The 24055-nt window shown below is 65.7% G+C and carries 27 protein-coding genes and 1 tRNA gene; 20 read left to right on the top strand and 8 right to left on the bottom strand.

What is annotated here, in order from left to right; all coding sequences use genetic code 11:
- Nucleotides 1-19 precede the first annotated feature (19 nt).
- Together DM450_RS13180 and DM450_RS13175 are read left to right on the top strand one after the other, a co-directional pair.
- Complete coding sequence (locus DM450_RS13180) at nucleotides 20-511, top strand: RcnB family protein (protein ID WP_142635499.1); 492 nt, start codon at nucleotides 20-22, stop codon at nucleotides 509-511.
- 294 nt (nucleotides 512-805) lie between these two features.
- Nucleotides 806-1381, top strand: coding sequence for a hypothetical protein (locus DM450_RS13175; protein WP_142635497.1), 576 nt, complete (start codon nucleotides 806-808; stop codon nucleotides 1379-1381).
- A gap of 283 nt (nucleotides 1382-1664) precedes the next feature.
- Here DM450_RS13175 and DM450_RS13170 read toward each other — a convergent pair whose 3' ends face one another.
- Complete coding sequence (locus tag DM450_RS13170) at nucleotides 1665-2354, bottom strand: alpha/beta fold hydrolase (protein WP_185928606.1); 690 nt, start codon at nucleotides 2352-2354, stop codon at nucleotides 1665-1667.
- The gene (gene miaB / locus DM450_RS13165) at nucleotides 2351-3685 is read right to left on the bottom strand and encodes a tRNA (N6-isopentenyl adenosine(37)-C2)-methylthiotransferase MiaB (RefSeq protein WP_142635493.1); all 1335 of its coding nucleotides are present in this window, start codon (nucleotides 3683-3685) and stop codon (nucleotides 2351-2353) included. The genes DM450_RS13170 and miaB overlap by 4 nt, the downstream gene beginning before the upstream one ends.
- 275 nt (nucleotides 3686-3960) lie before the next feature.
- Between miaB and DM450_RS25850 the strand changes: the two genes are divergently transcribed.
- From DM450_RS25850 to DM450_RS13155, 3 genes are all read left to right on the top strand, one after another.
- A tRNA-OTHER gene (locus DM450_RS25850) sits at nucleotides 3961-4039 on the top strand.
- 172 nt (nucleotides 4040-4211) lie between these two features.
- Nucleotides 4212-4895, top strand: a complete 684-nt coding sequence (locus tag DM450_RS13160) for a hypothetical protein (RefSeq protein ID WP_142635491.1) — start codon at nucleotides 4212-4214, stop codon at nucleotides 4893-4895.
- Complete coding sequence (locus DM450_RS13155; RefSeq protein WP_142635489.1) at nucleotides 4892-5284, top strand: hypothetical protein; 393 nt, start codon at nucleotides 4892-4894, stop codon at nucleotides 5282-5284. The genes DM450_RS13160 and DM450_RS13155 overlap by 4 nt, the downstream gene beginning before the upstream one ends.
- A gap of 70 nt (nucleotides 5285-5354) precedes the next feature.
- Here DM450_RS13155 and DM450_RS13150 read toward each other — a convergent pair whose 3' ends face one another.
- On the bottom strand, nucleotides 5355-6041 hold the full coding sequence (locus tag DM450_RS13150) for a hypothetical protein (RefSeq protein ID WP_142635487.1): 687 nt from the start codon (nucleotides 6039-6041) through the stop codon (nucleotides 5355-5357).
- 228 nt (nucleotides 6042-6269) lie between these two features.
- On the opposite strand from DM450_RS13150, the gene DM450_RS13145 reads away from it, so the two are divergent.
- The 10 genes from DM450_RS13145 (at nucleotide 6270) to tatC (ending at nucleotide 14036) form a co-directional block, all read left to right on the top strand.
- Nucleotides 6270-6596, top strand: coding sequence for a hypothetical protein (locus tag DM450_RS13145; protein WP_142635485.1), 327 nt, complete (start codon nucleotides 6270-6272; stop codon nucleotides 6594-6596).
- Nucleotides 6597-6820: 224 nt separating this feature from the next.
- Nucleotides 6821-7084 (top strand): helix-turn-helix domain-containing protein, encoded by a 264-nt coding sequence (locus DM450_RS13140; RefSeq protein WP_142635483.1) that lies wholly within the window; start codon nucleotides 6821-6823, stop codon nucleotides 7082-7084.
- Between the two features lie 105 nt (nucleotides 7085-7189).
- Nucleotides 7190-8950 (top strand): arginine--tRNA ligase, encoded by a 1761-nt coding sequence (gene argS, locus DM450_RS13135; RefSeq protein WP_142635481.1) that lies wholly within the window; start codon nucleotides 7190-7192, stop codon nucleotides 8948-8950.
- A 3-nt stretch (nucleotides 8951-8953) separates the two neighbouring features.
- The gene (locus DM450_RS13130; protein ID WP_142635479.1) at nucleotides 8954-9787 is read left to right on the top strand and encodes an SPOR domain-containing protein; all 834 of its coding nucleotides are present in this window, start codon (nucleotides 8954-8956) and stop codon (nucleotides 9785-9787) included.
- Between the two features lie 94 nt (nucleotides 9788-9881).
- Nucleotides 9882-10892 (top strand): beta-N-acetylhexosaminidase, encoded by a 1011-nt coding sequence (gene nagZ, locus DM450_RS13125; protein WP_142635477.1) that lies wholly within the window; start codon nucleotides 9882-9884, stop codon nucleotides 10890-10892.
- A gap of 6 nt (nucleotides 10893-10898) precedes the next feature.
- Nucleotides 10899-11747 carry a segregation and condensation protein A gene (locus DM450_RS13120; protein ID WP_142635475.1) on the top strand — a complete coding sequence of 283 codons (849 nt, stop codon included), beginning with the start codon at nucleotides 10899-10901 and terminating at the stop codon, nucleotides 11745-11747.
- Nucleotides 11744-12367 carry an SMC-Scp complex subunit ScpB gene (scpB, locus tag DM450_RS13115; protein WP_142635473.1) on the top strand — a complete coding sequence of 208 codons (624 nt, stop codon included), beginning with the start codon at nucleotides 11744-11746 and terminating at the stop codon, nucleotides 12365-12367. Before DM450_RS13120 ends, scpB begins: the two co-directional genes overlap by 4 nt.
- Nucleotides 12368-12515: 148 nt before the next feature.
- Complete coding sequence (locus DM450_RS13110; RefSeq protein ID WP_142635471.1) at nucleotides 12516-12761, top strand: twin-arginine translocase TatA/TatE family subunit; 246 nt, start codon at nucleotides 12516-12518, stop codon at nucleotides 12759-12761.
- A gap of 23 nt (nucleotides 12762-12784) precedes the next feature.
- Nucleotides 12785-13204 (top strand): Sec-independent protein translocase protein TatB, encoded by a 420-nt coding sequence (gene tatB / locus DM450_RS13105; RefSeq protein ID WP_142635469.1) that lies wholly within the window; start codon nucleotides 12785-12787, stop codon nucleotides 13202-13204.
- 19 nt (nucleotides 13205-13223) lie between these two features.
- Complete coding sequence (gene tatC, locus DM450_RS13100) at nucleotides 13224-14036, top strand: twin-arginine translocase subunit TatC (protein WP_142635467.1); 813 nt, start codon at nucleotides 13224-13226, stop codon at nucleotides 14034-14036.
- 191 nt (nucleotides 14037-14227) lie between these two features.
- Here tatC and DM450_RS13095 read toward each other — a convergent pair whose 3' ends face one another.
- The gene (locus DM450_RS13095) at nucleotides 14228-15943 is read right to left on the bottom strand and encodes an amidohydrolase (protein WP_409529339.1); all 1716 of its coding nucleotides are present in this window, start codon (nucleotides 15941-15943) and stop codon (nucleotides 14228-14230) included.
- The gene (locus tag DM450_RS13090) at nucleotides 15940-16836 is read right to left on the bottom strand and encodes an NAD(P)-dependent oxidoreductase (RefSeq protein ID WP_142635465.1); all 897 of its coding nucleotides are present in this window, start codon (nucleotides 16834-16836) and stop codon (nucleotides 15940-15942) included. Before DM450_RS13090 ends, DM450_RS13095 begins: the two co-directional genes overlap by 4 nt.
- 212 nt (nucleotides 16837-17048) lie before the next feature.
- Between DM450_RS13090 and DM450_RS13085 the strand changes: the two genes are divergently transcribed.
- From DM450_RS13085 to DM450_RS13075, 3 genes are all read left to right on the top strand, one after another.
- Nucleotides 17049-18302: a threonine ammonia-lyase gene (locus tag DM450_RS13085; protein WP_142635463.1), complete on the top strand. Its 1254-nt coding sequence runs from the start codon at nucleotides 17049-17051 to the stop codon at nucleotides 18300-18302.
- Nucleotides 18303-18580: 278 nt separating this feature from the next.
- The gene (locus tag DM450_RS13080; RefSeq protein WP_142635461.1) at nucleotides 18581-19417 is read left to right on the top strand and encodes an arginyltransferase; all 837 of its coding nucleotides are present in this window, start codon (nucleotides 18581-18583) and stop codon (nucleotides 19415-19417) included.
- Between the two features lie 42 nt (nucleotides 19418-19459).
- Nucleotides 19460-19816, top strand: a complete 357-nt coding sequence (locus tag DM450_RS13075; RefSeq protein ID WP_142635459.1) for a VOC family protein — start codon at nucleotides 19460-19462, stop codon at nucleotides 19814-19816.
- A gap of 51 nt (nucleotides 19817-19867) precedes the next feature.
- Here the strand turns inward: DM450_RS13075 and DM450_RS13070 are convergent, their stop codons facing one another.
- A complete protein-coding gene (locus DM450_RS13070) occupies nucleotides 19868-20869 on the bottom strand; it encodes a DMT family transporter (RefSeq protein WP_142635457.1) in 1002 nt (333 codons plus the stop codon).
- 99 nt (nucleotides 20870-20968) lie between these two features.
- Here DM450_RS13070 and DM450_RS13065 point away from each other — a divergent pair, with 99 nt between their 5' ends.
- Together DM450_RS13065 and DM450_RS13060 are read left to right on the top strand one after the other, a co-directional pair.
- Nucleotides 20969-21466 carry an Lrp/AsnC family transcriptional regulator gene (locus DM450_RS13065; protein WP_142635455.1) on the top strand — a complete coding sequence of 166 codons (498 nt, stop codon included), beginning with the start codon at nucleotides 20969-20971 and terminating at the stop codon, nucleotides 21464-21466.
- Nucleotides 21467-21542: 76 nt separating this feature from the next.
- Entirely contained in the window at nucleotides 21543-22655 is a 1113-nt protein-coding gene (locus DM450_RS13060) for an acyltransferase family protein (protein WP_142635453.1), read from the top strand.
- On the opposite strand, the gene DM450_RS13055 is transcribed toward DM450_RS13060, so the two are convergent.
- Nucleotides 22656-23261, bottom strand: coding sequence for a lysozyme (locus DM450_RS13055; RefSeq protein ID WP_142635451.1), 606 nt, complete (start codon nucleotides 23259-23261; stop codon nucleotides 22656-22658).
- Nucleotides 23262-23339: 78 nt separating this feature from the next.
- Nucleotides 23340-23915, bottom strand: coding sequence for a fasciclin domain-containing protein (locus DM450_RS13050; protein WP_142635449.1), 576 nt, complete (start codon nucleotides 23913-23915; stop codon nucleotides 23340-23342).
- Nucleotides 23916-24055: the final 140 nt, after the last annotated feature.

The following is a 24055-nucleotide window of genomic DNA, read 5'->3' as shown; positions in this document are numbered from 1 at the left end:
CTGAATAAGGAGAAACATAATGCGCAAGATCATCATGGCCGCACTGGCTGCAAGCGTTGCCGTTCCGACTCTGGTCGTGCCGACGATGGCATCGGCCCAGAGCGCCCGCGAAGTGCGCGAAAGCGCCCGCGACGTTCGCCACGACGAGCGCAACTTGCGCGATGCGCAGCGCTACGGCGACCGCCGCGACGTTCGCCAGGCGCGCCGCGACCTCAACGATTCGCGCCGTGAACTGCACGAGGACTGGCGTGACTATCGCCGTGCGCACCGCAACGACTATCGCCGCCCGGCCTATCAGGGCCCGCGCGGTTATCACTATCGCCCGGTCGCCGTGGGCTATCGTTTCCAGCCCGCCTACTACGGCAACCGCTACTGGGTGAACGACTATGCCCGCTACCGCCTGCCCGCGCCGCGCGCCGGCCACCGCTGGGTCCGCTACGGTAACGACGTGGTCATGGTGAACATGCGCAGCGGCCGTGCCGTCACCGTCTATAATGGCTTTTTCTGGTAAGCCGACCGGGGACGCGATCGACGCCCGGCGGGTCGCAGGGGCTCCGGTGCTTTATGCACCGGGGCCCTTTTCCGTTGAGGAGCTTGTTTGCGAAAATGCCCGTGGGGCATTTTCGGTACGGCACCAGCCCTCTCCCCCACCCGACCTCCCAACAGGATACACTCGTGGGAGGTCGGGTGGGGGAGAGGGCTGGTGCCGCAAAATTCGCGTGCCGCGAATTTTTCAAACGGACGTGCAGAACATGCGGCGGGCCGAGCTTGCGGGAGGGGCGGGCATGCGGCTAGCCTGCTGCCCATGAACCGGATCGCTCTAGCCGCTACGGCGACGCTCGCCCTCACGCTTTCGCTTGCCGCCTGCAAGAAGGACGCCGCTCCGCCGCCCGAGGCGGTCGTCACCTCGGCCGAGACCGAAGCGGCCACCGAGGCACCCGCCCCGCAGACGGCGGAGGAGTGGATCAAGGCCAATTACCAGGACGCCGTCACCAGCGACCTCGGCAAGCTGCAATATGCGACCGCCGAGGCCGATCTCGACGGCGATGGCACGCCCGAAGTGCTCGCCTATCTTGGCGGCCCGATGTTTTGCGGCACCGGCGGCTGCAACCTCGTGGTCCTGAAGCGAGACGGCGACGGTTTCCGCAAGATGGGCGAGACCAGCGTGGTGCAATTGCCGGTGGGCGTGCTGGCGACCCGGACCCGCGGCTGGCGCGACATCGGCGTGGCGGTTTCCGGGGGCGGCATGGCCGAAGGCATCGCGCGCCTTCGCTTCAACGGCAAGGCCTACCCGCAAAACGCCAGCGACGAAGTCAGCGCCGAGACGGCCTCGGTCGGCAAGACACTGATTACGGACGAAGCCCTGAAGCCGCTTGATTAGGCCGTAAACGCATAAACGGCACCATCGAGGTTTGCGGCAAAATGGCTCAGCGGCAGGAGGGAAGGCGCTGGAATATGTCGATATTGCAAGACTTCCCGACGCAGCGCTGGGCCATTTTTGGCAAGCGAAGCTCACCGTAAGGTAAACCCCGAAGGGGCGCCCAAATGGCTTCCATCTCGAACCGAAGCTGCCTTGGACGGGCAACCAGCCCGCCCGGCGGCAACTTCGGCCCGAACTGTTCGCCATTTGGGCGCCTCGATGGTGCCGTTTATGCGTTTACGGCCTAAAGCGCCAGCCAGCGCCGGAAGGCGGCATTGACCGCGTCGGGCTGTTCCATCGGCGCCATGTGGCCGGCCTGCGGGATGATCTCGTAAGTCGCGGCGGGCAGCGCCTGCGCCATTTCCTCGGCCAGGTAGGGCGGGGTGAGGGCGTCCATGTCGCCCACCATGACCATGGCCGGCACCGTGACCGTGGCCAGCGTCTCCAGCGAGTCCGCGCGCTCGATGATCGCCGCCTGCTGGTCCATGTAGGTGCCGAAGCCGACCCGCAGGGCCATCTCGACGACCTCCTCGAACAGCGGCTCGGGACAGTCCGGCGCGACCAGCTGGCGCAGCGATCCGCGCAGGACCGCCTCGAACCCGCGCGAGCGGGCGGTGGCGATGGCGGCACGGCGCAGCGCGGCCTGATCCTCGCTGTCGGCACGGGCATTGGTGTCGACCAGCGCGAGGCGGGTGACCCGCTCCGGCGCGCGGCGCCAGATCTCCATCGCGACATAGCCGCCCGTCGAGAACCCGGCGATTCCGAAGCGGTCCGGCGCGGCATCGAGGACGCGGCTGGCCATCAGCGCGATCGAATCGTCCTTCAGCGTATCGCCGATGGTGACATCCGCGATGTCCGCCAGGGCAGCGATCTGCGCCTGCCAGACATGGCGGTCGCACGACAGGCCGGGGACGAGCACCAGCGCCTGTTTCATGCGGGCACGGGGCCCAGCAGCCTTGCGGAGACGGCGTTGTACCCGCCTTCGGTCAGTTCCACCGTGACCATGTCGCCGATCGCGACATCGCCGTCGAAATAGACCGACTGCAACCACGGCGACTTGCCGAGCCATTGCCCCGGCAGCTTGCCCCGGCGCTCCACCAGAACCTGGCAGGTCTTGCCGACCGAGGCCTTGTTGAAGGCGGTCTGGTCGCGGCCCAGCGCGGCCTGGAGGCGCATGATGCGCTCGGTCATCACTTCGGCGGGAATCTGGCCGTCCATCGTCGCGGCGGGGGTGCCGGGGCGCGGGCTGTACTTGAAGCTGAAGCACTGCGCGTAGCGAACCGTGTCGACAAGCGCGAGGGTATCCTCGAACTCGGCATCGCTCTCGCCGGGGAAGCCGACGATGAAGTCGCCCGAAAGCGCGATGTCGGGGCGCGCCGCGCGCACCTTTTCCAGCACCTTCAGATAGCTTTCCGCGGTGTGGCTGCGGTTCATCGCCTTCAGCACGCGGTCATTGCCCGCCTGCACCGGCAGGTGGAGGAAGGGCATCAGCTTGTCCACTTCGCCGTGGGCCGCGATCAGCCCTTCGGTGAAGTCGTTGGGGTGGCTGGTGGTGTAGCGGATGCGGGCAAGGTCGGGGATCTCGGCGAGTTCGCGGATCAGCCCGTCGAGGCCGATCGTGCGGCCCTTGGCATCCTCGCCGGTCCAGGCGTTGACGTTCTGGCCCAGCAGCGAGATCTCGCGCGCGCCGGCATCGACCAGCCGCTTCGCCTCGTCGACGAGGTCGGCGTGGGGGCGCGAAACCTCGGCGCCGCGCGTATAGGGCACCACGCAATAGGTGCAGAACTTGTCGCAGCCTTCCTGCACGGTGAGGAAGGCGGCCGGGCCTGAGCGCTTGCGTTTCGGCAGGGCGCCGAACTTGGTTTGCGCGGGCATGTCGGTATCGGTGACGCGCTTGCCGCCGGTCGCCTCGCGGATCATCTCGGGCAGGCGGTGATAGGCCTGCGGGCCGACCACCATCTGCACGGCGGGCGCGCGCTTCATGATCTCGTCGCCTTCGGCCTGCGCCACGCAGCCGGCCACCGCGATCAGCGGCGAGGAGCCATCCGCGCGGCGCAGGCGGCCGATGTCCGAATAGACCTTTTCGGCGGCCTTTTCGCGGATGTGGCAGGTGTTGAGCACGACCAGATCGGCCTCTTCGCCGTCCGGCGCGGCGGTGATGCCCTGCTCGGCCAGCAGTTCGGCCATGCGCTCGCCGTCGTAGACGTTCATCTGGCAGCCGAAGCTCTTGACCCGGTAGGTCTGGGGAATCTGGGTAGGGCGCATGAGCGGCCCGATACACGCGTTCCGGGCGGTTTTGAAGGGGGCGCCCACCCTGGGTGCGCGGGGCGGGGAGCGGTTCGGCCGGTGACACGCCGTGACCGCGTTCAGGCGGAGGCTGTCAAAGCATGGAGAGGCGAGGTGCCCGGCCTCAAGGGCTTCGACAGGCTCTGCCTGAGCGGGTGGAGAGGGTAGGGGCCGGTAGCGGACTGGCGGGTTTGGAGAAGACAGTCAGCCAAAGGCGACATTGCCGCTTCGGCCTAGCCCGGTTAGAAGGTCCTGCCAGCGTGACGGAATTGGTAGACGTATCGCAACAGCGATCCCGGAAGCGGGTGCGGGTTCGATCTCCTGCCGCTGGCATCTAGCTTGGGCCGGTTGCGGAATGACTGGTTATAGCGAATGCAAGCAGATAGCCGACATGGTCGAACGTTGAGAGACGTCCATTAGAGACCCCGCAGTCAGCAGCCTGCATGACAGCTAGCTGCAACCAAAGCGCTTGGCGCTCGGCAAACGCTGTGGCTATACAGCCAACATGGAAACCGCTGAATTTGGCATAGGTGCATATACCGCCTTGGAGGCTGCCCGCATGGTCGGGATGAGCCCTGCTACGTTGCGGCGGTGGCTTGTCGGCTATGTACATGATGGTCGTTCAGAGGAAGCCCTTTGGCATCCGCAGTATACGCATGATGAGGAAGGCATTCTTCTCGGATTTCGCGATCTTATTGAAGCGAGAATAGTCAATGCACTACGCGAGAAGCGCATCGGCCTCCCTACGATTAGGAAATGCATTGAACGCGCGCGAATGATTGTAGGTGACGAGCGCCCATTTTCGACGCAACACTTCAAAACCGATGGAAAGACAATCTTTCTCGAAATTACCCGTGACCTCGATGAGCCAGTTTTCATCGATCTGCGTAAGAGCCAAGGTGTTTTCAAAAGGGTAGTCGAACCCAGCTTGCAGGATTTGGACTTTGGTCCAGCTGGTGCAGAGCGTTGGTGGTTGTTGCATGGCAAGAAGACTGTCGTGGCCGATCCCACCCGCTCATTCGGTCAACCCATTTTGGCTGACTACGGCATCTCCACTGCACGAGTGATTGAGATTGTTGAGGCAGAAGGTTCGGTGGATCGAGCAGCGAAGGTCTACGAGATTAAACCGCGCTTGATCCGTGACGCGATTGCCTACGAGATCAGCATCGGCAATCGCAAAGCAGCGTGAAGCTTCTTGTCGATAACAATCTGCCTCCACGCCTCGCCCGAGGGCTCGGCGCATTCTTTGATGACGATCATGTGGTCATCCACATCCAGGACAAATTTGGACGAGGTAACCTCTCTGACGAAGATTGGATAAAGCTACTTGGTCAGGAAGGTCGCTGGTGCGTGCTAACTGGAGATCGCAACATTGCAAAGAAGCGCCCCTCTCGACAGTTGTTCTTAGCCTCCGGCCTGATCGGCTTCTTCCCATCACCATCTGTTGCCAAATGGCCAATGGAGCGGCTTGCAGCGCGACTTCTGGTGCTGTGGCCGTCCCTCGTCAACCTATCGGAATCGGTGAGTTCAGGCTGTTATGAGGTCAGTGCGACAGGCGAACGATTGCGCGGGTTTTGACATTTATCGCACGCACGTCCGCTTCCAAGCTCAGAGAAATTGCAGACGAACGGCAAGAACGGGCGCAATGCTACGGAGGAGGCATGCGCCAATCATCATTATGCGGTAGTTTTACCTCAGGAACGAACTTTCGCAACTTCGCCAGAATTATTGCTCGCAGAGCTTCATAGTGTGTTCCGCAATCCCCGGCACCAGACGTTATTCTTTCGTTACGAACGCGTTCGAATGCGGTCGTTGTTCCGTCCAAGCAGACAAAGCCCGATTCGCCCGGCCACCCGTCAGTCAATTTATCGATTGTGGACGTTAGGGTACGATACTCGTTCGCCGGCATCGAGAATTCGCGTTCCTCGACATCTAGCGTCTCCGAACCTCCTGTAGCAAAAATGCTGATAACCCCCACAGCTTCGGTAGCTTGTGTACTTTCGAGCGTAAGCACCACACCATAATACGACATGGTTGCCGATGGGATCGCTACGAAGCGCAGACCATCTGCGTTCAATTCGGACAACGGCTTCAATTTGGACAAGACGCCAAAGGCATCCCCACGGTGAGAATAAGGACGAGGATCCGGCAACAGTCGGGTCTCGTGTGTTCTGCTATCCTCAAGCTGCTCGGTTCGCATTTGTGCAGCAAGGTCTTGAGAGACTTGCCCATGGTGCTTGGAAAGCAATGTTCCATTGAACGCGAAGTGGGCAACGCCACAGGCCAATGCCGTCGGAATGGCAAGATAAAACCAAATTTTTCTGCCAATTCGCATATTGCGACCTCTCCGAGCGGATCCAGTAAACATACCGGCGACGATCAATATCCAGCACCGGCTCAATATGAAAATGGCTACTTCATTTCGTCCCCTCGCTGGAGATGATAAGCGTGGTCGGTGAGGAAAAGCGGTCGGTCGGCTTCCTGGCGCGTCAATTCGGCCCTCCAGTGACCAACTTGGGCGCATGGCGGAATTTCCGCACACGCCCCGTTGCGGACATTCGACATGGCGCGTGCCAGTGATTATCTCAATGCGATTGACGTATTCGTGAGAGGCCCGAGAATGGTCGATATCAAGGATTCTGGCACCGAATTTCATTGGTCCCGGCCTCGAATTATGGGCCTTGTGTTTGGTGTAGCCGCAGCTCCCATTTTTTTCGCATTTGCGATGTTTGGACACGAGGAATTGGGCGGAATTATCTGGTTTACAGTGTGCATCGGGCTAACGATTGCTTACGTCTGCCCAACTCGCTTCCGAAAAGTTATGCAGCGACTTATCCCTACGACTACGGAAAAGGCTGAGAACGCCAGCGTCGAGCGGGAGTGGCATTGAGCGTCCACTTTCCAGCCAGTCCGGCTGCTGGCCGATCGGGTCGACAAGCGTAACCGGACTGACGGCTTCCTGGCGCGCCAAATCGCCCCTCGAACGGCCGACTAGGGCGCAAAGCGGGAACTCCGTTCCCGCCCGGCTGCCAGCCGTGACCGGGGCGAGAGGCCACTGCGCCCGGTGGCCAAACCGTTTTCCTACACCGGGCCGGCCGCGTTACCTTGCGCGGCATGACCCAGCCTCGCACCCGCCGCGCCAATTCCGACTATCGCTGGACCCGGGCCAAGGCGCTCGCCTTCCTGCATGCGCTCGCACGCGGCCGCTCGGTCTCGGCGGCGGCGCGGGAGGTGGGGATGAGCCGGCAGTCGGCCTATCGCCTGCGCGCGCGGCTGGGTGAGGGTTTTGCCGAGGTCTGGGACGAGGCGCTGCAGCTTGCCCGGCGCTGCAAGGTGACACCCGGCGGCCCGCAAGGTGACGGCAGGGGCACAAGGTGACGGTTTTTTCCCTGGACCGTGTCAACCGTGTCAACCGGCCCTTGCGGCAAGTGTCACCTTGCAGGCTGTTTCCCTTTTGCCGCACATCGGCTATCCGCGCGCGTCATGAGCAATAACCAGACCCTTTACGCCGCCTTCGCAGGCCACCTCAACGCCGCGCTCGATGCGCTCGAAGCAGCCGGTACGCTGCCCGGCGGCTTGAAGCGAAGCGCGATCACGGTCGAGCCGCCGCGCGATGCCTCGCACGGCGACCTCTCGACCAATGCGGCGATGGTGCTCTCCAAGCCCGCCGGCATGAAGCCGCGCGACCTCGCCGAGGCGCTGGTGGCGGAATTGTCCAAGCTCGACGCGGTGACCTCGGCGGAGATCGCCGGGCCGGGCTTCATCAACTTGCGCCTCTCGCCCGCCGCCTGGCTGGCCGAACTGCGCGCCATCGCGGCGCTGGGCGCGGACTATGGCCGCTCGGCCGTGGGCGGCGGCACGACCGTGAACATCGAATATGTCTCGGCCAACCCGACCGGCCCGATGCACATGGGCCACTGCCGCGGCGCGGTCGTCGGCGATGCGCTGGCGACGCTGCTCGAATATGCGGGCCACAAGGTCATCAAGGAATACTACGTCAACGACGCCGGTGCGCAGGTGCAGGTGCTCGCCCGCTCGGCCCACGTGCGGTACCGCGAGGCGCTCGGCGAAGACGTCGGCGCGATCCCCGAGGGGCTCTATCCGGGCGACTATCTGGTGCCGGTGGGCCAGCAGCTCGCCGCCGAGTTCGGCGACAAGTACGCCAAGGCTCCCGAATCGGAATGGCTGACGCTGTTCCGCGAAAAGGCCGTCGCCGCGATGCTGGTGATGATCAAGCAGGACCTCGGCCTGCTCGGCATCCATCACGACCTGTTCTCCTCGGAAGCCGAGCTTCAGGCCTCGGGCAAGCCCGACGAGGCCGAAGCCTGGCTGCGCGCGAAGGGCCTCGTCTATGACGGCGTGCTCGAGGCGCCCAAGGGCAAGACGCCCGAGGACTGGGAGCCGGTGGAGCTGCCGCTGTTCAAGTCGACCGCGTTCGGCGACGATCAGGACCGCCCGATCAAGAAGTCGGACGGCACCTGGACCTATTTCGGCGCCGACCTCGCCTACCACTTCCAGAAGGCCCAGAGCGCCGACGCGCTGGTGGACATCTGGGGCGCGGACCACGCGGGCACCGTCAAGCGCATCAAGGCCGCCGTGGCCGCCATGACCGGTAAAGATGGGGCCGGTGCCGATGGTGAGCCGACGCCGTTCGAGATCAAGCTGGTCCAGATGGTCCAGCTGCTGCGCGACGGCGAGCCGGTGAAGATGTCCAAGCGTTCGGGCAACTTCGTGACGCTGGCCGAAGTCGTCACCGAAGTGGGCAAGGACGTGGTGCGCTTCACCATGCTGACCCGCAAGCCGGAAGCGCAGATGGACTTCGACTTCGCCAAGGTGGTCGAAGCCTCGAAGGACAACCCGGTGTTCTACGTGCAGTACGCCAATGCCCGCGTCCACTCGACGCTGCGCAAGGCCGCCGGTGAAGGTTTCGCGCCGGGCGGCGATCACCTGGAAACGCTGGGCGGGGAAGAGCTGGAACTGGTCAAGCTCGCCGCGCAGTTCCCCCGCATCGTCGAGGCGGCTGCGGCCGCGCGCGAACCGCATCGCATCGCCTTTTTCCTCGGCGACATGGCAGCTGCCTTCCATGGTTACTGGAACCTCGGCAACGACCGCGTGGAAAAGCGGTTTATTAACGCCGAAGATGGTAACCTCACTTCCGCGCGGCTTTTCCTGGCCACGCAGATCGGGCAGATTATCCGCAACGGGCTGGCACTGCTCGGGGTCGAAGCGGTGGAGGAAATGTAATCGATGGCGAGCTGGGGGCCGATTGACGGCGACGAGCGGGGCGAATCGTCGCACATGAACGCGTTTGGCGGCGAGGATGCGGGCGAAGCCTCGTCGGGTTTCGACAAGTCCGCGCAGCTTGCGCTGGGCGACGATGACGTGCGCCTGCCCTGGCTCGAAGGCGAGGACGAGGACTTCGAACCGCAGCGCGGCGGTGCCAGCGGGCAGACCGCGCTGCTGGTGCTGCTGGCGCTGGTGGCGATCGGCGTGCTGGTCGGCGGCGTGTTCTGGTTTACCCGTCACAAGGAGGACCAGCCGCTGGTTGCCGACGGCGGCCTGATCCAGGCGCCGAAGGAGCCCTACAAGACCCGTCCGGACAATCCCGGCGGCGAAGTGGTCTCCGGCACCGGCGATACCAGCTTCGCGGTGGCCGAAGGGCAGAGCCGCACGCCGCAGATCGGCCAGGGCCCTGTGGGTCAGGACAGGCCGGTCGCCCCGGCGCCGGGCTTCGATTCGGCCGCCAAGGCGCCTGCACCTGCGGACAAGCCATCGGACAAGCCTGCGGTCAGGCCGGGCGCGGCGGCCGGTGCCGCTCCGGCCGCCAAGCCGGAACCGGTGGTCACCGGCGTCGGCGTGCAGGTCGGCGCTTATGCCAACAAGGCGGCGGCGGAAGCGGGATGGGCGACGCTCAAGGTCCAGTATCCCGGGCTTTCGGGCGTCAATCACCGGGTGGTCGAAGGGCAGGCCGACATCGGCAAGGTCTTCCGCCTGCAGGCCGTGCCGGGCGATCTGGCGGCGGCAAGGGCGCTGTGCTCGGGCATGAAATCGGCCGGGCTCGGGTGCCAGGTCAAGCAGTGAGGGAAGTGCGAAAGGGCGGCCGCAAGGTCGCCCTTTCCACATCTGCGATCGGCCTTTCCTTGCGGTCGGGCCGGAACTTTGCAAGCAATCCGGCATGACACCTGCGATCTTCGGCCTCTCCGGACTGACCCTCAGCGACGACGAGCGCGCCTTCTTCCGCGATGCGGACCCTGCCGGCTACATCCTGTTCGGCCGCAATATCGAGAGCCGCGACCAGGTCCGTGCGCTCACCGATGACTTGCGCACGATCCACGGGCGTGACCGGCTGCTGATCAGCATCGACCAGGAAGGCGGCCGTGTCGCCCGCATGAAGCCGCCGGTGTGGCCGGCCTATCCGCCCGGCGAAGCGTTCGACCGGCTTTACGACCTCGCCCCCGCCAGCGCCATCGAGGCCGCGCGCGACAATGCCGAGGCGCTCGGGCTGGACCTTGCCGAAGTCGGCATCAGCGTCGATTGCCACCCCTCGCTCGACGTGCGCCAGAAGGGCGCCCACGATGTGGTGGGGGACCGCTCCTTCGGGTTCGAGCCGATGCGTGTCGCCGCTCTCGGCCGCGCGACCCTGCAGGGGCTCGCCCGCGCCGGGGTGGTCGGCTGCATCAAGCACATTCCCGGCCATGGCCGCGCGATGGCCGACAGCCACAAGGAACTGCCCACCGTGACGGCCAGCGCCGAGGAGCTGGAGCTCGACATCGAGCCGTTCCGCACGCTGAACCAGACGCCCGTCGGCATGACCGCGCATGTCCGCTACACCGCTTGGGATGCCGAAAATCCCGGCACGCTTTCGCCTTTCGTGATCGGCGAAGTGATCCGCCGGAAGATCGGCTTCACCGGCCTCCTGATGAGTGACGATCTCGACATGCAGGCGCTGTCCGGCTCGGTGCCCGAGCTTGCCGCCCGCGCCATCGCGGCGGGCTGCGACATCGTGCTCAATTGCTGGGCGAAGATGGACGACATGATCGGCATCGCCAGGCTTGCCCCGGCGCTCAGCGAAGAGGGCGCGGCACGGCTTGCGCGGGCGCTGGCCTCGGTAGAGGGCGTCGAGGGTACCGGCAGCCACGGCGACCTGATCGCCCGGCGCGACGCGTTGCTGGCGCTGGCGGCCTGATTCGCGGTGGAAGGTCCTCCCGATCTTCCCGCACCGCCCGGCGGCGATGCCGGCTGGGACGGCGAGGAACGCACCGAGGCGCGGACCGAGGCTAGCACCGAGGCGCGCACCGAGGCGGGCAGGGACACGCTCCATCTCGAAATCGACGGCTGGGAAGGCCCGCTCGACCTGCTGCTTGACCTGGCGCGGCGGCAGAAGGTGGACTTGCGCCGCATCTCGATCCTGGAACTGGTCGATGCCTACCTGACCTATGTCGAGGAAGCCGAGGCGCTGCGGCTGGAACTGGCGGCGGACTATCTGGTGATGGCGGCCTGGCTCGCCTACCTCAAGTCGGCGCTGCTGCTGCCCAGGGAAGAACAGCCCGATCCGAGCCCCGAGGAACTGGCGATGCGCCTGCAGCTGCGCCTCCAGCGCCTGGGGGCGATGCGCGAGGCGGCGGCGCGGCTGATGGCGCGCGACCGGCTGGGCCGCGACGTGTTCCTGCGCGGTGCGCCCGAAGGCCTGAGGGTCGAGCGCAAGGCCTTGTGGCAATGCTCGTGGTACGATCTGGTGCGTTCCTATGGCGACGTGAAGGTGCGGGGCCAGCCGGTGGTGCACATGGTCCGCGAACGCATGGTGATGACGCTCGACAGCGCGATCGCCCGCGTATCCTCGATGCTGGGCATCACGCTCGAATGGATGGAACTGCGCGATTTCCTGCCGCCTGCGCATGACGCCTGGACCAATGAGCAGCTGCGGCGCTCGGCGCTCGCATCCAGCTTTGTCGCCGCGCTGGAACTGGCGCGCACGGGCAAGGTGGAGCTGGTGCAGGAGTACACCTTCGGCCCCTTGCGGCTCAAGGCACTGAGAGCATGAGCCAGGACATCAAGCCGGCAATCGACGATCTGGTCCGTGCGGTGGAGGCCACGCTGTTCGCGGCCGAGCAGCCGCTCACGGCGGAGCAGATCTCCACCCATCTCGGCAAGGCCGATGTGCGCGCCGCGCTGGAGGAACTCCAGGGCCACTACGAGGGACGCGGCATCCGCCTCGTCGAGCGCGGCAAGCGCTGGCATTTCGAGACCGCGCCCGACCTTGCCCACCTGCTGCGGCGGGAAAAGGAGGAAGCCCGCCGCTTGTCGCGTGCGGCGACCGAGGTCCTGGCGATCGTTGCCTATCACGAACCCGTCAGCCGTGCCGAGATCGAGGCGATCCGCGGCGTGCAGACCGCCAAGGGCACGCTCGACGTGCTGATGGAAGCGGGCTGGGTACGTGTGGTCGGCCGCCGCGAGGTGCCGGGGCGCCCGGTGATCTATGCGACGACGAGCGAATTCCTCGCGCACTTCGGCCTTGCCTCCTTGAAGGAGCTGCCCGGGGTGGATGAACTGCGCGCGGCTGGCTTGCTCGATCCCGTCGATGACGAGATGATCGGCGAAGCCCTGCGGCCGCAGCCCGTCGAAACGTCCGACGAGCCGCCGGACGCCGAGTACGACGAATAGACGACCGCGGCGGGTCAGGACGATGACAGGCTTTCAAACACGGGTGAAAGTCCCTAGATGAGACCTGTAGGGTCGGAATCGGCCAGCGGTAAGAGTCCCCTCTCGGGACCTGCGCCGAAAGCGGCCAACAGTTTTTGGAGTTGAGGTTATGGGTAGCTTCTCGATCTGGCACTGGATGATCGTGCTGGTCATCGTGCTCGTGCTGTTCGGTCGCGGTCGCGTGTCCGAAATCATGGGTGACTTCGGCAAGGGCATCAAGAGCTTCAAGGAAGGCATGAACGAGGACGAGGCCAAGAAGGCTGCGACTCCGCCTGCTCCCGCCCCGCAGATCACCGCTGGTCAGGACGCTCCGGCGGCCACGACGACCACCGAGAACAAGTCCGAACAGGCCTGAGCGCGCGAAGGTAGGGCGCCGCCATGTTCGACGTCGGTGCATCCGAACTCCTGTTGATCGTCATTGTGGCGGTCGTTGTCATCGGTCCCAAGGACATGCCTCTGGCGATGCGCACGGCGGGTCGCTGGATCGGCAAGATGCGCAAGATTTCCGGACACTTCCGCGCCGGCATCGACGCCATGGTGCGCGAGGCCGAGCTGGAGGAGATGGAGCGCAAGTGGCGTGAGCAGAACGAGGCCATCATGAAGGCCAACCCCGTTCTGCCCACCGCCGAGGAAATGCTGCCTCCGCCGTCCCCCATGACGCCGGCCGAGATCCCTGCCGGGGACAAGCCGCTGGCCGATACGGCCGCTTCTGCGCCAGCGCCGGAAACGGCACCCGCGCCGGTCGCTACGACCAAGGCGGAACAGGCGGAGTTCCATCTGCCGCCTCCACCTCCCTGACCTTCTGTAAAGCGCCCGCATGCAGCCTTTCCGCATCTCCGACATCGACGACACCCAGGCGCCGCTGCTCGATCACCTGATCGAGCTGCGCGCCCGTCTGCTGCGCGCCTTCCTGGCTTTCGCGGCGGCCTTTGCCGTGTGCTTCTATTTCTCCGGCGACATCTTCTCCTTCCTCGTGCGCCCGCTCACCGAAGCGTTCCCGCCGGGGCAGGGCAAGCTGATCTATACCAAGCTCTACGAAGCCTTTTTCGTGGAAGTGAAGATCGCGCTGTTCGCGGCGTTCTTCGTCTCGTTCCCGGTGATCGCCAACCAGATCTGGGCCTTTGTCGCCCCCGGCCTCTACGCCAAGGAAAAGAAGGCGTTCCTGCCGTTCCTGGTGGCGACGCCGATCCTCTTCACGATGGGCGCGGCACTGGCCTACTATGTGGTGATGCCGACGGCGTTCCACTTCTTCCTCGGCTTCGAGGGGCAGAAGGGCGGCCTCAAGCTGGAAGCCCTGCCCGGTACCGGCGACTATCTTGCGCTGGTCATGCAGTTCATTCTCGCCTTCGGCATCTCGTTCCTGCTGCCGGTGCTGCTGATGCTGCTCAACCGCGCGGGGATCATCACCCGCGCCCAGTGCGTGGGGGCCCGACGCTATGCGATCGTCGGGGTGTTCATCATCGCCGCGGTGGCGACGCCGCCGGACGTGGTCTCGCAGCTGTTGCTCGCGGTGCCGCTTTTGCTGCTCTACGAAGGCACGCTGATCGTGATGTGGTTCACCGAGCGTTCCTCGGCGCGCGAGAAGGCAAAGGCCGAGGCGGAAGCACCGGTTGAAGCCGTCGTAGAGTAAGAAGAGAAGAGCAGGGGAGCATAGCCCCCCTGCACCCCCAATACCATCTAGGTCACGCGGACCAACAGCGTTGTGCGCCCATGGCAGCGTCGGGAGACGTATTGGCTGCGCCGCAAGGGGCGCACTGCCGATAGGCTGGGTGGTACGAGGACATTATGAGGGTCTGGGGGATCATCCCCCAGGATTTCCCCTTACTTCTCTTCGACCTTCTTCTCCGGGATCACCCGATCCTTGGCCGAAGACCACGCCATCTGCCCCCCGATCCACGTTTCCATCACCTTGGTCGCGCGCAGCTGCGCGGGTGTGGCGGTCATCGGATCGGCATCCACGAACAGGAAGTCGGCGCGGTAGCCCTTGGCGATACGGCCGAGGCGGTCCTCGGCGAACATCGCGTAGGCCGCGCCCGTGGTATAGGCATTGAGCGCGGCTTCGCGCGAGAGGATTTCCTGCGGCTGCCATCCGCCGGTCGGCTGGCCATCGGCGCCTTCGCGCGAGATGGCGACGGCCATGCCCACGAAGGGTTCGGAAGGTTCCACCGGAGTATCGGACCCGAAGGCCAGCTTCGCGCCGGTCGCGGCGATGGATTTCCACGCATAGGCCCCGGTCAGGCGCTGCGCTCCGAGGCGGGCTTCGGCCATCGTGCGGTCCGAGGCTTCGTGCTGCGGCTGCATCGAGGCGATCACGCCGAACTGGCCGAAACGCGGGATGTCGGTGGGATCGACGATCTGGGCGTGCTCGATGCGCCAGCGCCGGTCACCCTTGTAGGTGGCGGACAGCTCGGCGATGGAATCGAGCACGGTGGCGTTGGCCTCATCGCCGATGGCATGGACGGCGATCTGGAAGTTGTCGATCGCCGCGCGGCTCATCAGGTTGCCGAGCTGGGTCTGGTTCATGCGCGGCAGGCCGGTGGTGCCGGGTGCATCGGCATAAGGCGCCTTGAGCCAGGCCCCGCGCGAGCCAAGCGCGCCGTCGAGGAACAGCTTCACACCGTTCATCTTGAGCTTGTCGCCATAGAGCCACGGGGTGGGGTGCGGGCCGCCGATCAGCACCATGTTGTCGATGCTGTCGGCGTAGGACACCACGCGGATGCGCAAGTTGCCGAGGTCGGCGGCGCGGCGGAAGGCCTGCCAGTCCTCGATCGAGGTGCCCATGTCGGCAATCGCGGTGACGCCCTCGGCCAGCAGTGCGAGCTGCGCCTCGCCGAAGGCGGTGTCGCGGTCCTCGGGGCGGGGCCGGGGCACTTTCGCCTCGATGAGCGCCATGGCGCCGTCGACAAAGACGCCCGCCGGGGCCTTGGAGCCGGCCGTGCGCAGGATTTCGCCGCCCCGGGGATCGGCGGTGGCGGCGGTCACGCCGGCGGCGGCGATGGCGGCGGAGTTGGCCCAGCCGGCATGGCCGTCGACACGGCCGAGCCACGCGGGCTTGCCGCCGGTGGCGCGGTCCAGCTCGGCGGCGGTGGGCATGCGGTCCAGCCCCCACTGCACCTGGTTCCAGCCGGTGCCCAGGATCCATGGCAGGTCGGGATGCGCGGCGGACCATGCGGTCACGCGCGAGAGCGCCTCGTCCAGCGTCCTGGCCATCGACAGGTCGAGCGTCATCTTCGCAAAACCCGTCGCCATGACGTGGCCATGGGCATCGATCATGCCCGGCACGACATTGCGGCCCTTGCCATCGACCTGATAGGCGACCTTTTTCGGCCGCTTGTCACCCTTGTGGAACACTTGCGCGACGCGGCCCTGATCGTCGATCAGGAAGCCTTCGAAGCGTTCGACGCCGCCCTTGCCGTCGCCGGTGACGCCGTTGACGTTATCGACCAGCACGTCTGCATGCGCCGTGCCGAAAGCGGAGCCGGTCACGGCCGTCGATGCGAGCAGCAGGGCAAGCCCTGCGCCTTTCCTGAAATTCACGAAATACCCTTCTTCGGCAGGCGCTTGATGATCGCGCTCGTATCGAGGCGGCCTCCGCCCTGGGCCTGGATGTCGGCAAAGAACTGGTCGATCAGCGCCGCGACGGGAAGCGAGACGCCGAGCCCGCGCCCTTCGTCGAGGCTGAGGCCGAGGTCCTTGCGCATCCAGTCGATCGCGAAGCCGAAGTCGAACTGGTCGGCGTTCATCGTCTGCCAGCGGTTGTCCATCTGCCACGATTGCGCCGCACCGCCCGAAATCGCCTCGTAGACCTTGTCCATGTCGAGGTGCGAGGCCTGCGCGAAACGCACCGCCTCGGCAAGGGCGGCGACATTGCCGGCGATGCAGATCTGGTTGGCCATCTTGGCGATCTGGCCGGAGCCGGCCTTGCCGACATGGACGATGCGGGCCGAATAGGCCTCCATCACCGGGCGCGCGGCCTCGATCGCCTCGTCGCGGCCGCCGCACATCAGGGTGAGGGTGCCCTGTTCGGCGCCGATCTGCGAGCCGGTCATCGGCGCGTCGACGCAGTGGATGCGCAGGTCCCGCGCCTCGACCGAGATCTGCCGCGCGATGCGCGCGGAGACGGTGGTGTGGTCGATGAAGGTCGCGCCCTTCTTGAGCATGCGGAACACGCCGTTGGGGCCGAGCACGACTTCGGACAGGTCATCGTCGTTGCCCACGCAGGTGATCACCACTTCGGCGTCCTGCGCCGCATGCGCCGGATTGGCGGCAATGCGGTGGACAAGGCCGGGATTGTCGTCCGACCACTTCCGCGCCCGCTCGGGCGAACGGTTGTAGATGGTGAGTTCGTGGCCCGCCAGGGCGATGTGCCGCGCGATGGCGCCGCCCATAACCCCGAGGCCGATGAAGGAAACCTTGCGTCGCTCGCTCATGACATTCTTTCTAGCGCGTTTTGCACGAAAGCAAACTACGGCCTGGCGCTTATCCCGTACCTTGCGACCGGAAATCGTGCCTCCTCGTGCACATGGGAATGCACGGTGCGCAAGCGCGTTTGTGCAATAAAATTGCCATGACGGCATGAATTGCGCTTTTTCATGACGCGAGCCTTTCCATCTCCGGTGCTTTCCGTTAGGCGCGGCCCTCTATGGAACAGCCAATGCTCAAGATCGCCGAGGAGCCCGTCGTGGCCCCCCTCACCGCCGAAGACGTGCGTGCGGCGGCTGGGCGAATTATCGGCAAGGTCGTCCGCACCCCCACGCTCCACTCGACCACCCTGAGCGCGATCACCGGGGCCGACATCTGGCTCAAGTTCGAAAACCTTCAATTCACCGCCGCCTACAAGGAACGCGGCGCCCTCAATGCCCTTCTGCTGCTGGATGAGGAACGCAAGTCGCGCGGCGTCATCGCCGCCTCGGCGGGCAACCATGCCCAGGGCCTGTCCTACCACGGCACCCGTCTTGGCGTGCCCGTGACTATCGTCATGCCGCGCACGACGCCGACCGTGAAGGTCATGCAGACCGAGAGCGTGGGCGGCAAGGTCGTGCTCGAAGGCGAAAGCTTCGACGAGGCTTATGCCCATGCGCGCAAGCTGGAAGCCGAACTCGGCCTGACCTTCATCCACCCGTTCGACGATCCGCACGTCGCCGCGGGGCAGGGCACTGTCGCGCTCGAAATGCTGGAAGACGTGCCGGATCTCGACACGCTGGTGTTGCCGATCGGCGGCGGCGGCCTGGCGACCGGCATGGGTACGGCCGCGCGCGCGATCAATCCCGAAATCCGGCTCGTCGGCGTCGAGGCGCAGCTCTATCCCTCGATGTACAACCTGCTGAAGGGCTCCAGCCTGCCGATCGGCGGGGACACGCTGGCGGAGGGCATCGCCGTGTTCTCGCCGGGAGCGATGACCTCGACCGTGCTGCGCGGGCTGCTCGACGAGTTCCTGCTGGTCAGCGAATCGGGTATCGAGAGCGCGCTGGCACTGCTGCTCCAGATCGAGAAGACACTGGTGGAAGGCGCCGGGGCGACCGGCCTTGCCGCGGTGATGGCCAACCGCGAACTGTTTGCGGGCCGCAAGGTCGGCATCGTGCTGTCGGGCGGCAATATCGATACGCGCCTGCTGGCGAACGTGCTGCTGCGCGACCTTGCCCGTTCGGGCCGCCTCGCCCGTCTCAAGATCGGCCTGCAGGACCGGGCGGGAGCCTTGTTCAAGGTCGCCAAGGTGTTCCAGGAGCACAATGTGAACATCATCGAGGTGTTCCACCAGCGTATCTTCACCCACCTGCCGGCCAAGGGCCTTGTCACCGAGATCGAGTGCGAGGCGCGCGACAGGGCGCAGCTCGATGCGCTGGTCTCGGCCCTGCGCCGCGAAGGCTACGAAGTGCGCCAGGTCGAGACCGACTGAAGGTTTTGGTCCCGGCAGTCGCAGCGGATCAATTAATCCGGTTGTTTCAGAGGCCTCGGAGCAATTCCGGGGCCTTTGTCATGTGTCCGCGAAACGCCCCGTTCCGGGACAGGCGGCAGGCGGATGGAGTGGTTCGATCCGATTTCGTCGCCGACACCTCCACTTTTGTGGTTAAAAGACTTTCAACGCGGCGAACGGCTATGCATATTCAGGGCAGACACGGATAGAAGGGTTAAGCAACAGCCCGGCTTCCGCCAGCCAGAGGATAGATTTCGCCCGTGACGGCTCCCGTTCGCTTTCCCCGGTTTTTCGTGACCAGCCCGGCCCCGTGCCCCTATCTGCCGGGGCGCAGCGAACGCAAGGTCTTTACCGAGCTGAAGGGCGCCCACGCGGATTCGCTCAACGATGCGCTGGGCCGGATCGGGTTCCGCCGCAGCCAGACGGTGGCCTATCGCCCCTCCTGTCTCGATTGCAGCGCCTGCATTTCGGTGCGGGTCGTCGCCGGTGCGTTCGAACCCTCGGGCACGCAGAAGCGCCTGATGAAGCGCAACGGCGATCTTGTCGCCACCGTCTGCCGCCCGTGGTCGACCAGCGAGCAGTTCGAACTGCTCCAGCGCTATCTCTCGGTGCGCCATCCCGAAGGCGGGATGACCACGATGGACGAAGTCGATTTTGCCGACATGGTGGAGCATACGCCGGTCACCAGCTACGTGGTCGAATATCGTGAGCCGTCGCCGGACGGGGTTACGCCGGGCCGCCTCGTCGGCGCCTGCCTGACCGACCGGCAGTGCGACGGGCTGTCGATGATCTACAGCTTCTACGATCCGCACCATGACCGGCAGGGGCTGGGCACTTACATCATCCTCGATCACATCCAGCGCGCCACCGAGATGGAACTGCCCTACGTCTATCTCGGCTACTGGGTCGAAGGTTCGCCGCGCATGCAGTACAAGGTGCGCTTCCGGCCGATGGAAAAGCTCGGCCGTTCCGGTTGGGAGCGTTTTGGCGCCGAGGAGCAGGATCGCCTGATCGCCGCTGCCGTTGCCAATCCGCGCAGCCGGGCCGACCTTGGCGAGAATGCGCGCAAGGACGGGGTTCCCTCGATCGCCGGCTGAGCTTCGGGGGCGATCTGCGGCTTTGCCAGTCGGGAGAGGTGGATGCCGGTTACGGGTATTGGCGGATTGTTCTTCCGCTCCAGCGATCCGCAGGCGCTGATGGCGTGGTATCGCACCCATCTCGGCATCGCCTCTGAGGATCCCTATCGGTGGATGCAGCAGGCGGGCCCGACGGTGTTCATGCCGTTCGGGCGCGACACGGCCTATTTCCCCGCCGATCGCCAGTGGATGATCAATTTCCGCGTGACCGGGCTGGACGCGCTGCTTGCGGCCCTGCGGGAGGCCGGCATCGAGGTCCTGACCGATCCCGCGTGGGACGGGCCGGAGACCGGGCGTTTTGCCCGCATCCATGACCCCGAGGGCAATCCGGTGGAGTTGTGGGAGCCGCCCTTGGGCTGATGGCCGGGCTGATGGCCGGGCTGATTTGCGGGATCCTGCTTCCCCGCGTCCTCAGTGCGCGCCGCCTTCGCCAAGCGGAGCCAACTCGTCGATTGCCGCCGGCTTGCGGTGGGCGGCCAGGCAGCTCAGCACCGCGGTGATCAGCAGCACGAAGGCGGCCACTTCGAACAGCGTGGGCAGGCGGTGTTCCCAGATCAGCGCGTAAATCAGCGCGAACAGCGTTTCGAACAGGATCATCTGGCCCACCAGCGTAAGTGGCAGCAGCCGGCTCATTCGGTTCCACAAAGCATTGCCGGCGATCGAGGCGAGCACGGCAACTCCCAGCGAGACGATGAGAAAACTGCTCCACTGGCTGCTCGTGCGCGCGGCATCGGCCTGCCACAGCGCAATCGGGATCAGCAGCACGCTCTGCAATCCGGTGACGACGCCAAGCAGCAGGTTCCAGTCATGCGCCGACACCGCCTCCAGCCGCGCGAGCCAGCGGCTGTTGCCGATCGCGAAGGCGCTCCACGAGGCGAGCGCGCCGAACGCGCAGGCAAGGCCGATCACGCGGTTGGCGAGCGACGTCTCGCCGGGCACGGCGATGGCCTGCCAGCCGATGCACAGCACGCCTGCCGCGCAGAGCAGCAGCGACGGGGCCAGCTTCGCGAGCGGAACCGCGCCGTGGTCGCGGCTGCCGACAACGGTTACCGTCACCGGCAGGAAGCCGACGATGATCGAGGTCATGGCGATGCCGCCGATATGCACGGCGTTGGCCAGCAGGATGAAATAGACGGTATTGCCGGCCAGCGCGAGCCAGACGAGCGCGATCCACGCCGCGCGCGACATGTGCGCGGTCACCGCTTTCCAGCGCGGTGCCAGCAGCAAGGCAGACATCGCGCCGTAGCAGGCATAGCGGCCGATGGTCAGTTCTAGCGGGCTGAACGCGCGCACGAGTTCCGGAGCCAGGAACACCAGCCCCCAGAATGCGCCCGCGCCGGCACCGCAGAGCACGCCCAGCCATGTCGAGCGCGAACCGCCCGTGCCAGCCGCAATGCTTCCCGCCAATGCCATCTACCAGCCTCCGCCTGAATTGATGCGGCGAGACATATCATCACAGGCGTGAGGAATGCGCTCTTGATTTAGGCTTCAAACGCAACAAAAGCTCACCCTGTGGCCAAAAACGCAACATCGCTTCGCCCGCGCCTCGATTCGTTCGACCGGGCGATCCTGCGCATTCTCCAGCAGGACAACCGCACGCCGCAGCGCCGGGTTGCCGAGGCGGTGAACCTGTCCGCCGCCGCCGTGCAGCGCCGGATCGCGGCGATGGAGGAGGCCGGCGTCATCGCCCGCAATGTCGCGCTGGTCGATCCGCAGGCGCTGGGGCAGGACATCACCTCGATCGTCCAGGTGACCTTGCGCGACGAGCGCGCCGCCACCGTCGATGCGGCCAAGGCCCTGTTCCAGGCGCGCGGCGAAGTGCAGCAATGCTATTACGTGACCGGCGGGATCAGCTTCGTGCTGGTGATCGTGGCCAGCGACATGCGCGCCTACGAGGCGCTGACGCGCGAACTCTTTGCCGAGAACGACTGCGTCGCCGCCTATGCCTCGCTGATCGCGCTGGACCGGGTGAAAGTGGACACCGGTATCGTCATTCCCGCAGCGGTCTGAGCAGCGCCGGAAGCGCAGGCAGAACCTCGTGTTAACCAGGTTCTGCCACATTGCCGCCGGATCGGGGCGGGCGCCCATGGACGGATGCGGCATGGCAGAGCGGGACAGCACGGGGCATTTTGGCGGACTGGACGGCCTGCGCGGCGTGGCGGCCATGGCGGTCGCGGCCAATCATGCCTATCGCCTGCTGGGCTTCCAGTTGCTGGCCCATGGCTACATGGCCGTGGATTTCTTTTTTATCCTCAGCGGTTTCGTGATCTCCCATGCCTATCAGGAGCGGCTTCGCGGGGGCATGACGCTGGGCCGTTTCGTGCAGGCGAGAGTGGACCGGCTCTATCCGATGGTGATTCTCGGCGTCGGCGCCGGAGCGCTGGCCCTGGTGCTTGGTCTCGGGTTCGAATGGAGCGCCGTGCTGCCTGCCGCGGTCCTGCAGGTGCTGTTGCTGCCCGCGCCATTCCTTCACGCCTATGACGATTTCATCTGGCCGCTCAACCCGCCGGCATGGTCGCTGTTCTGGGAAGTGCTGGCGAGCCTGGCGTTTGGCCTGGGTCTGTTCCGTCTGGGCAACCGGGTGCTGGCGGGCATCTTTCTGGGCTTTGCTTTGTGGCTGGGGGCCGCCGCGCTGCGCTGGTCGACGGTGGAGGTCGGATATGTCGCGGCCAATGCGCTCGAGGGCCTGCCGCGCACGGCGGTGTCCTTCACGCTGGGCATGCTGATCTGGCGCGGGTGCAAGGCCGGACTGCTGGACCGGCTCCGCAATCGGCCCGCGCCGGCTCTCTGGCTGGTCGCGGCCCTGCTCATGGCGGTGTTCCTGATCCCGGGGCGCTCGGGTTATGTCGACATGCTGCTGATCCTCGTGATCCTGCCCGGGCTGCTGCTTGCGGGCGTGCTTTGCGGGGCGGCCTCGGGGGTGTGGAACTGGGCGGGGCGGATCTCCTACCCGCTCTATCTTGTGCACTTCCCGATCCTGTTTGCGATCGAGCCGTTTGTGCGGCCCGACATGAGCGCGGTGGAGCGCGGCCTGTGGTTTGCAGGCTATCTTCTGGCCGCGCTTGTCGGGGGCTGGCTTGCGGCCGTGTGCTGGGACGAGCCGGTCCGCCGCGCCCTGCGGCGCTGGCGCAAGGCGCGGGCCGCGGCGCCCGGCGGAGGAGTTCCGGCCCCGGAGGTTCCGGTGCCGCTGGGCCGCTGATCAGGGGGCGGCGTAAAGCGCGGCCTCGTCCGCACGGCGCGACCTGAGGCCGTTCATCGGTTTGCGGTCGTTGTAGATCCACCTCGCGAACTCGGCCTGCGCTGCGGCAAAGCGGCCCTGCTTGTGCAGCTTGCCGAGGGTGGAGGAGGCCAGCGCGCCGGTGTTGTAGTGGAACGAGACCAGGGCATCGAACTGGTTCGGCGTGGTCGGCGCGGACCCCAGGAACTGCGCGACCGCATCGACGAACCGCTGCACGTCGGCAGTAAAACGCGCGTCGCACTGCTCCTGTGTCCAGACGGTGCCGGGGCCGATGTCCGCGCCGGTCGAGCCCCAGCCGATCGTCCAGGGGGTGCCGTCCGTGCTGCCGGGGTCGGGATAGGCCTCGATACGGCCATCGGCACGCTTGCGGGCGCAGCCCTCCCATTTGCGGATGAGCGCGCTGCCGGCCTGTCCCAGCCTGTATGCGGGAGGCGCGGTGTCGTGGTCCGCCGCTCTGGCGATCGAGGCCCTGTCGATCGCGGCATCGAGACGGGTCACTTCCTCCCGGCTGAAGCCGCGTCCGAGCAACTGGCGCACTTCATCGAAAATGGGCTTGCGATCGAGCATGGCGCCTCTCCGTCACTGTGAGAAAGGCCGATCAAGTAAGCCGGAACCGGGGCTGTAGGAAAATGGTTTTTCGAAGGGTCACAACTTGCGCAGTACGCCGCTGACCGGAATCGCGATACTGCTGCCCGCCGCCACGGGCTGGTCGAGCAGGGTGGCCTGCGCGCCGTCGTCGGCGGTCACGGTGATGGTATCGGCCGATGGCGTGCCGGTTTTGCGGAACGTGAGCGTGCCGCCGCCCAGCGTCGGCAGCGAGACCGTGCCGGTCCCGGCAGCGGCAATGGCTGCGGCGATGTCCTCGGGTGTCCGGTATCCGGCAAGCATGTGGCTGCGCACCAGGGCGGTGAGGGCGGCATGGTCCTGCGCTTGCGTCACGGCCTTGGCCTTGTCGCCCAGCGCGTCGAAGGCGTCGTCCTCGGGGGCAAGCAGGGTATAACTGCCCTTGCCGGCAAACAGGCGTTCCAGCCCGGTGGTCTTGAGCGCTTCGGCCATTGTCTGCAGGCCGTCGGCATCGTCGAGCATTTCCGGCAGGGTCTCGTTTGCGGTGGTCGCTTCGGTGGTATCGCTGGAAGAGCTGGTCGCAGGCGTTTCCCCCGAACAGGCGGCAAGCATCAGGGCAGCGGCGAGGAACGGAGCGGCAAGGAGGGCTTTGCGCATGGGGCGAAACCTCGAGAGGAACAGTTCGGGCGAGCGGCGCCATGGCGCCCGGAACCGGGCTTGTGGCGAGCCCGTTCGGTAGGTTGTCCTGCCTGAATAGCGGCCGAACGCGGCGGCGCGGCGGCGCAGCGGCGCTATGC

The organism is Sphingomonas sp. IC081, from assembly GCF_006874585.1.
Taxonomy (GTDB): Bacteria; Pseudomonadota; Alphaproteobacteria; order Sphingomonadales; family Sphingomonadaceae; genus Novosphingobium.
The sequence above is the reverse complement of the archived record's forward strand: the minus strand, read 5'-3'. Positions and strand labels throughout refer to the sequence as shown.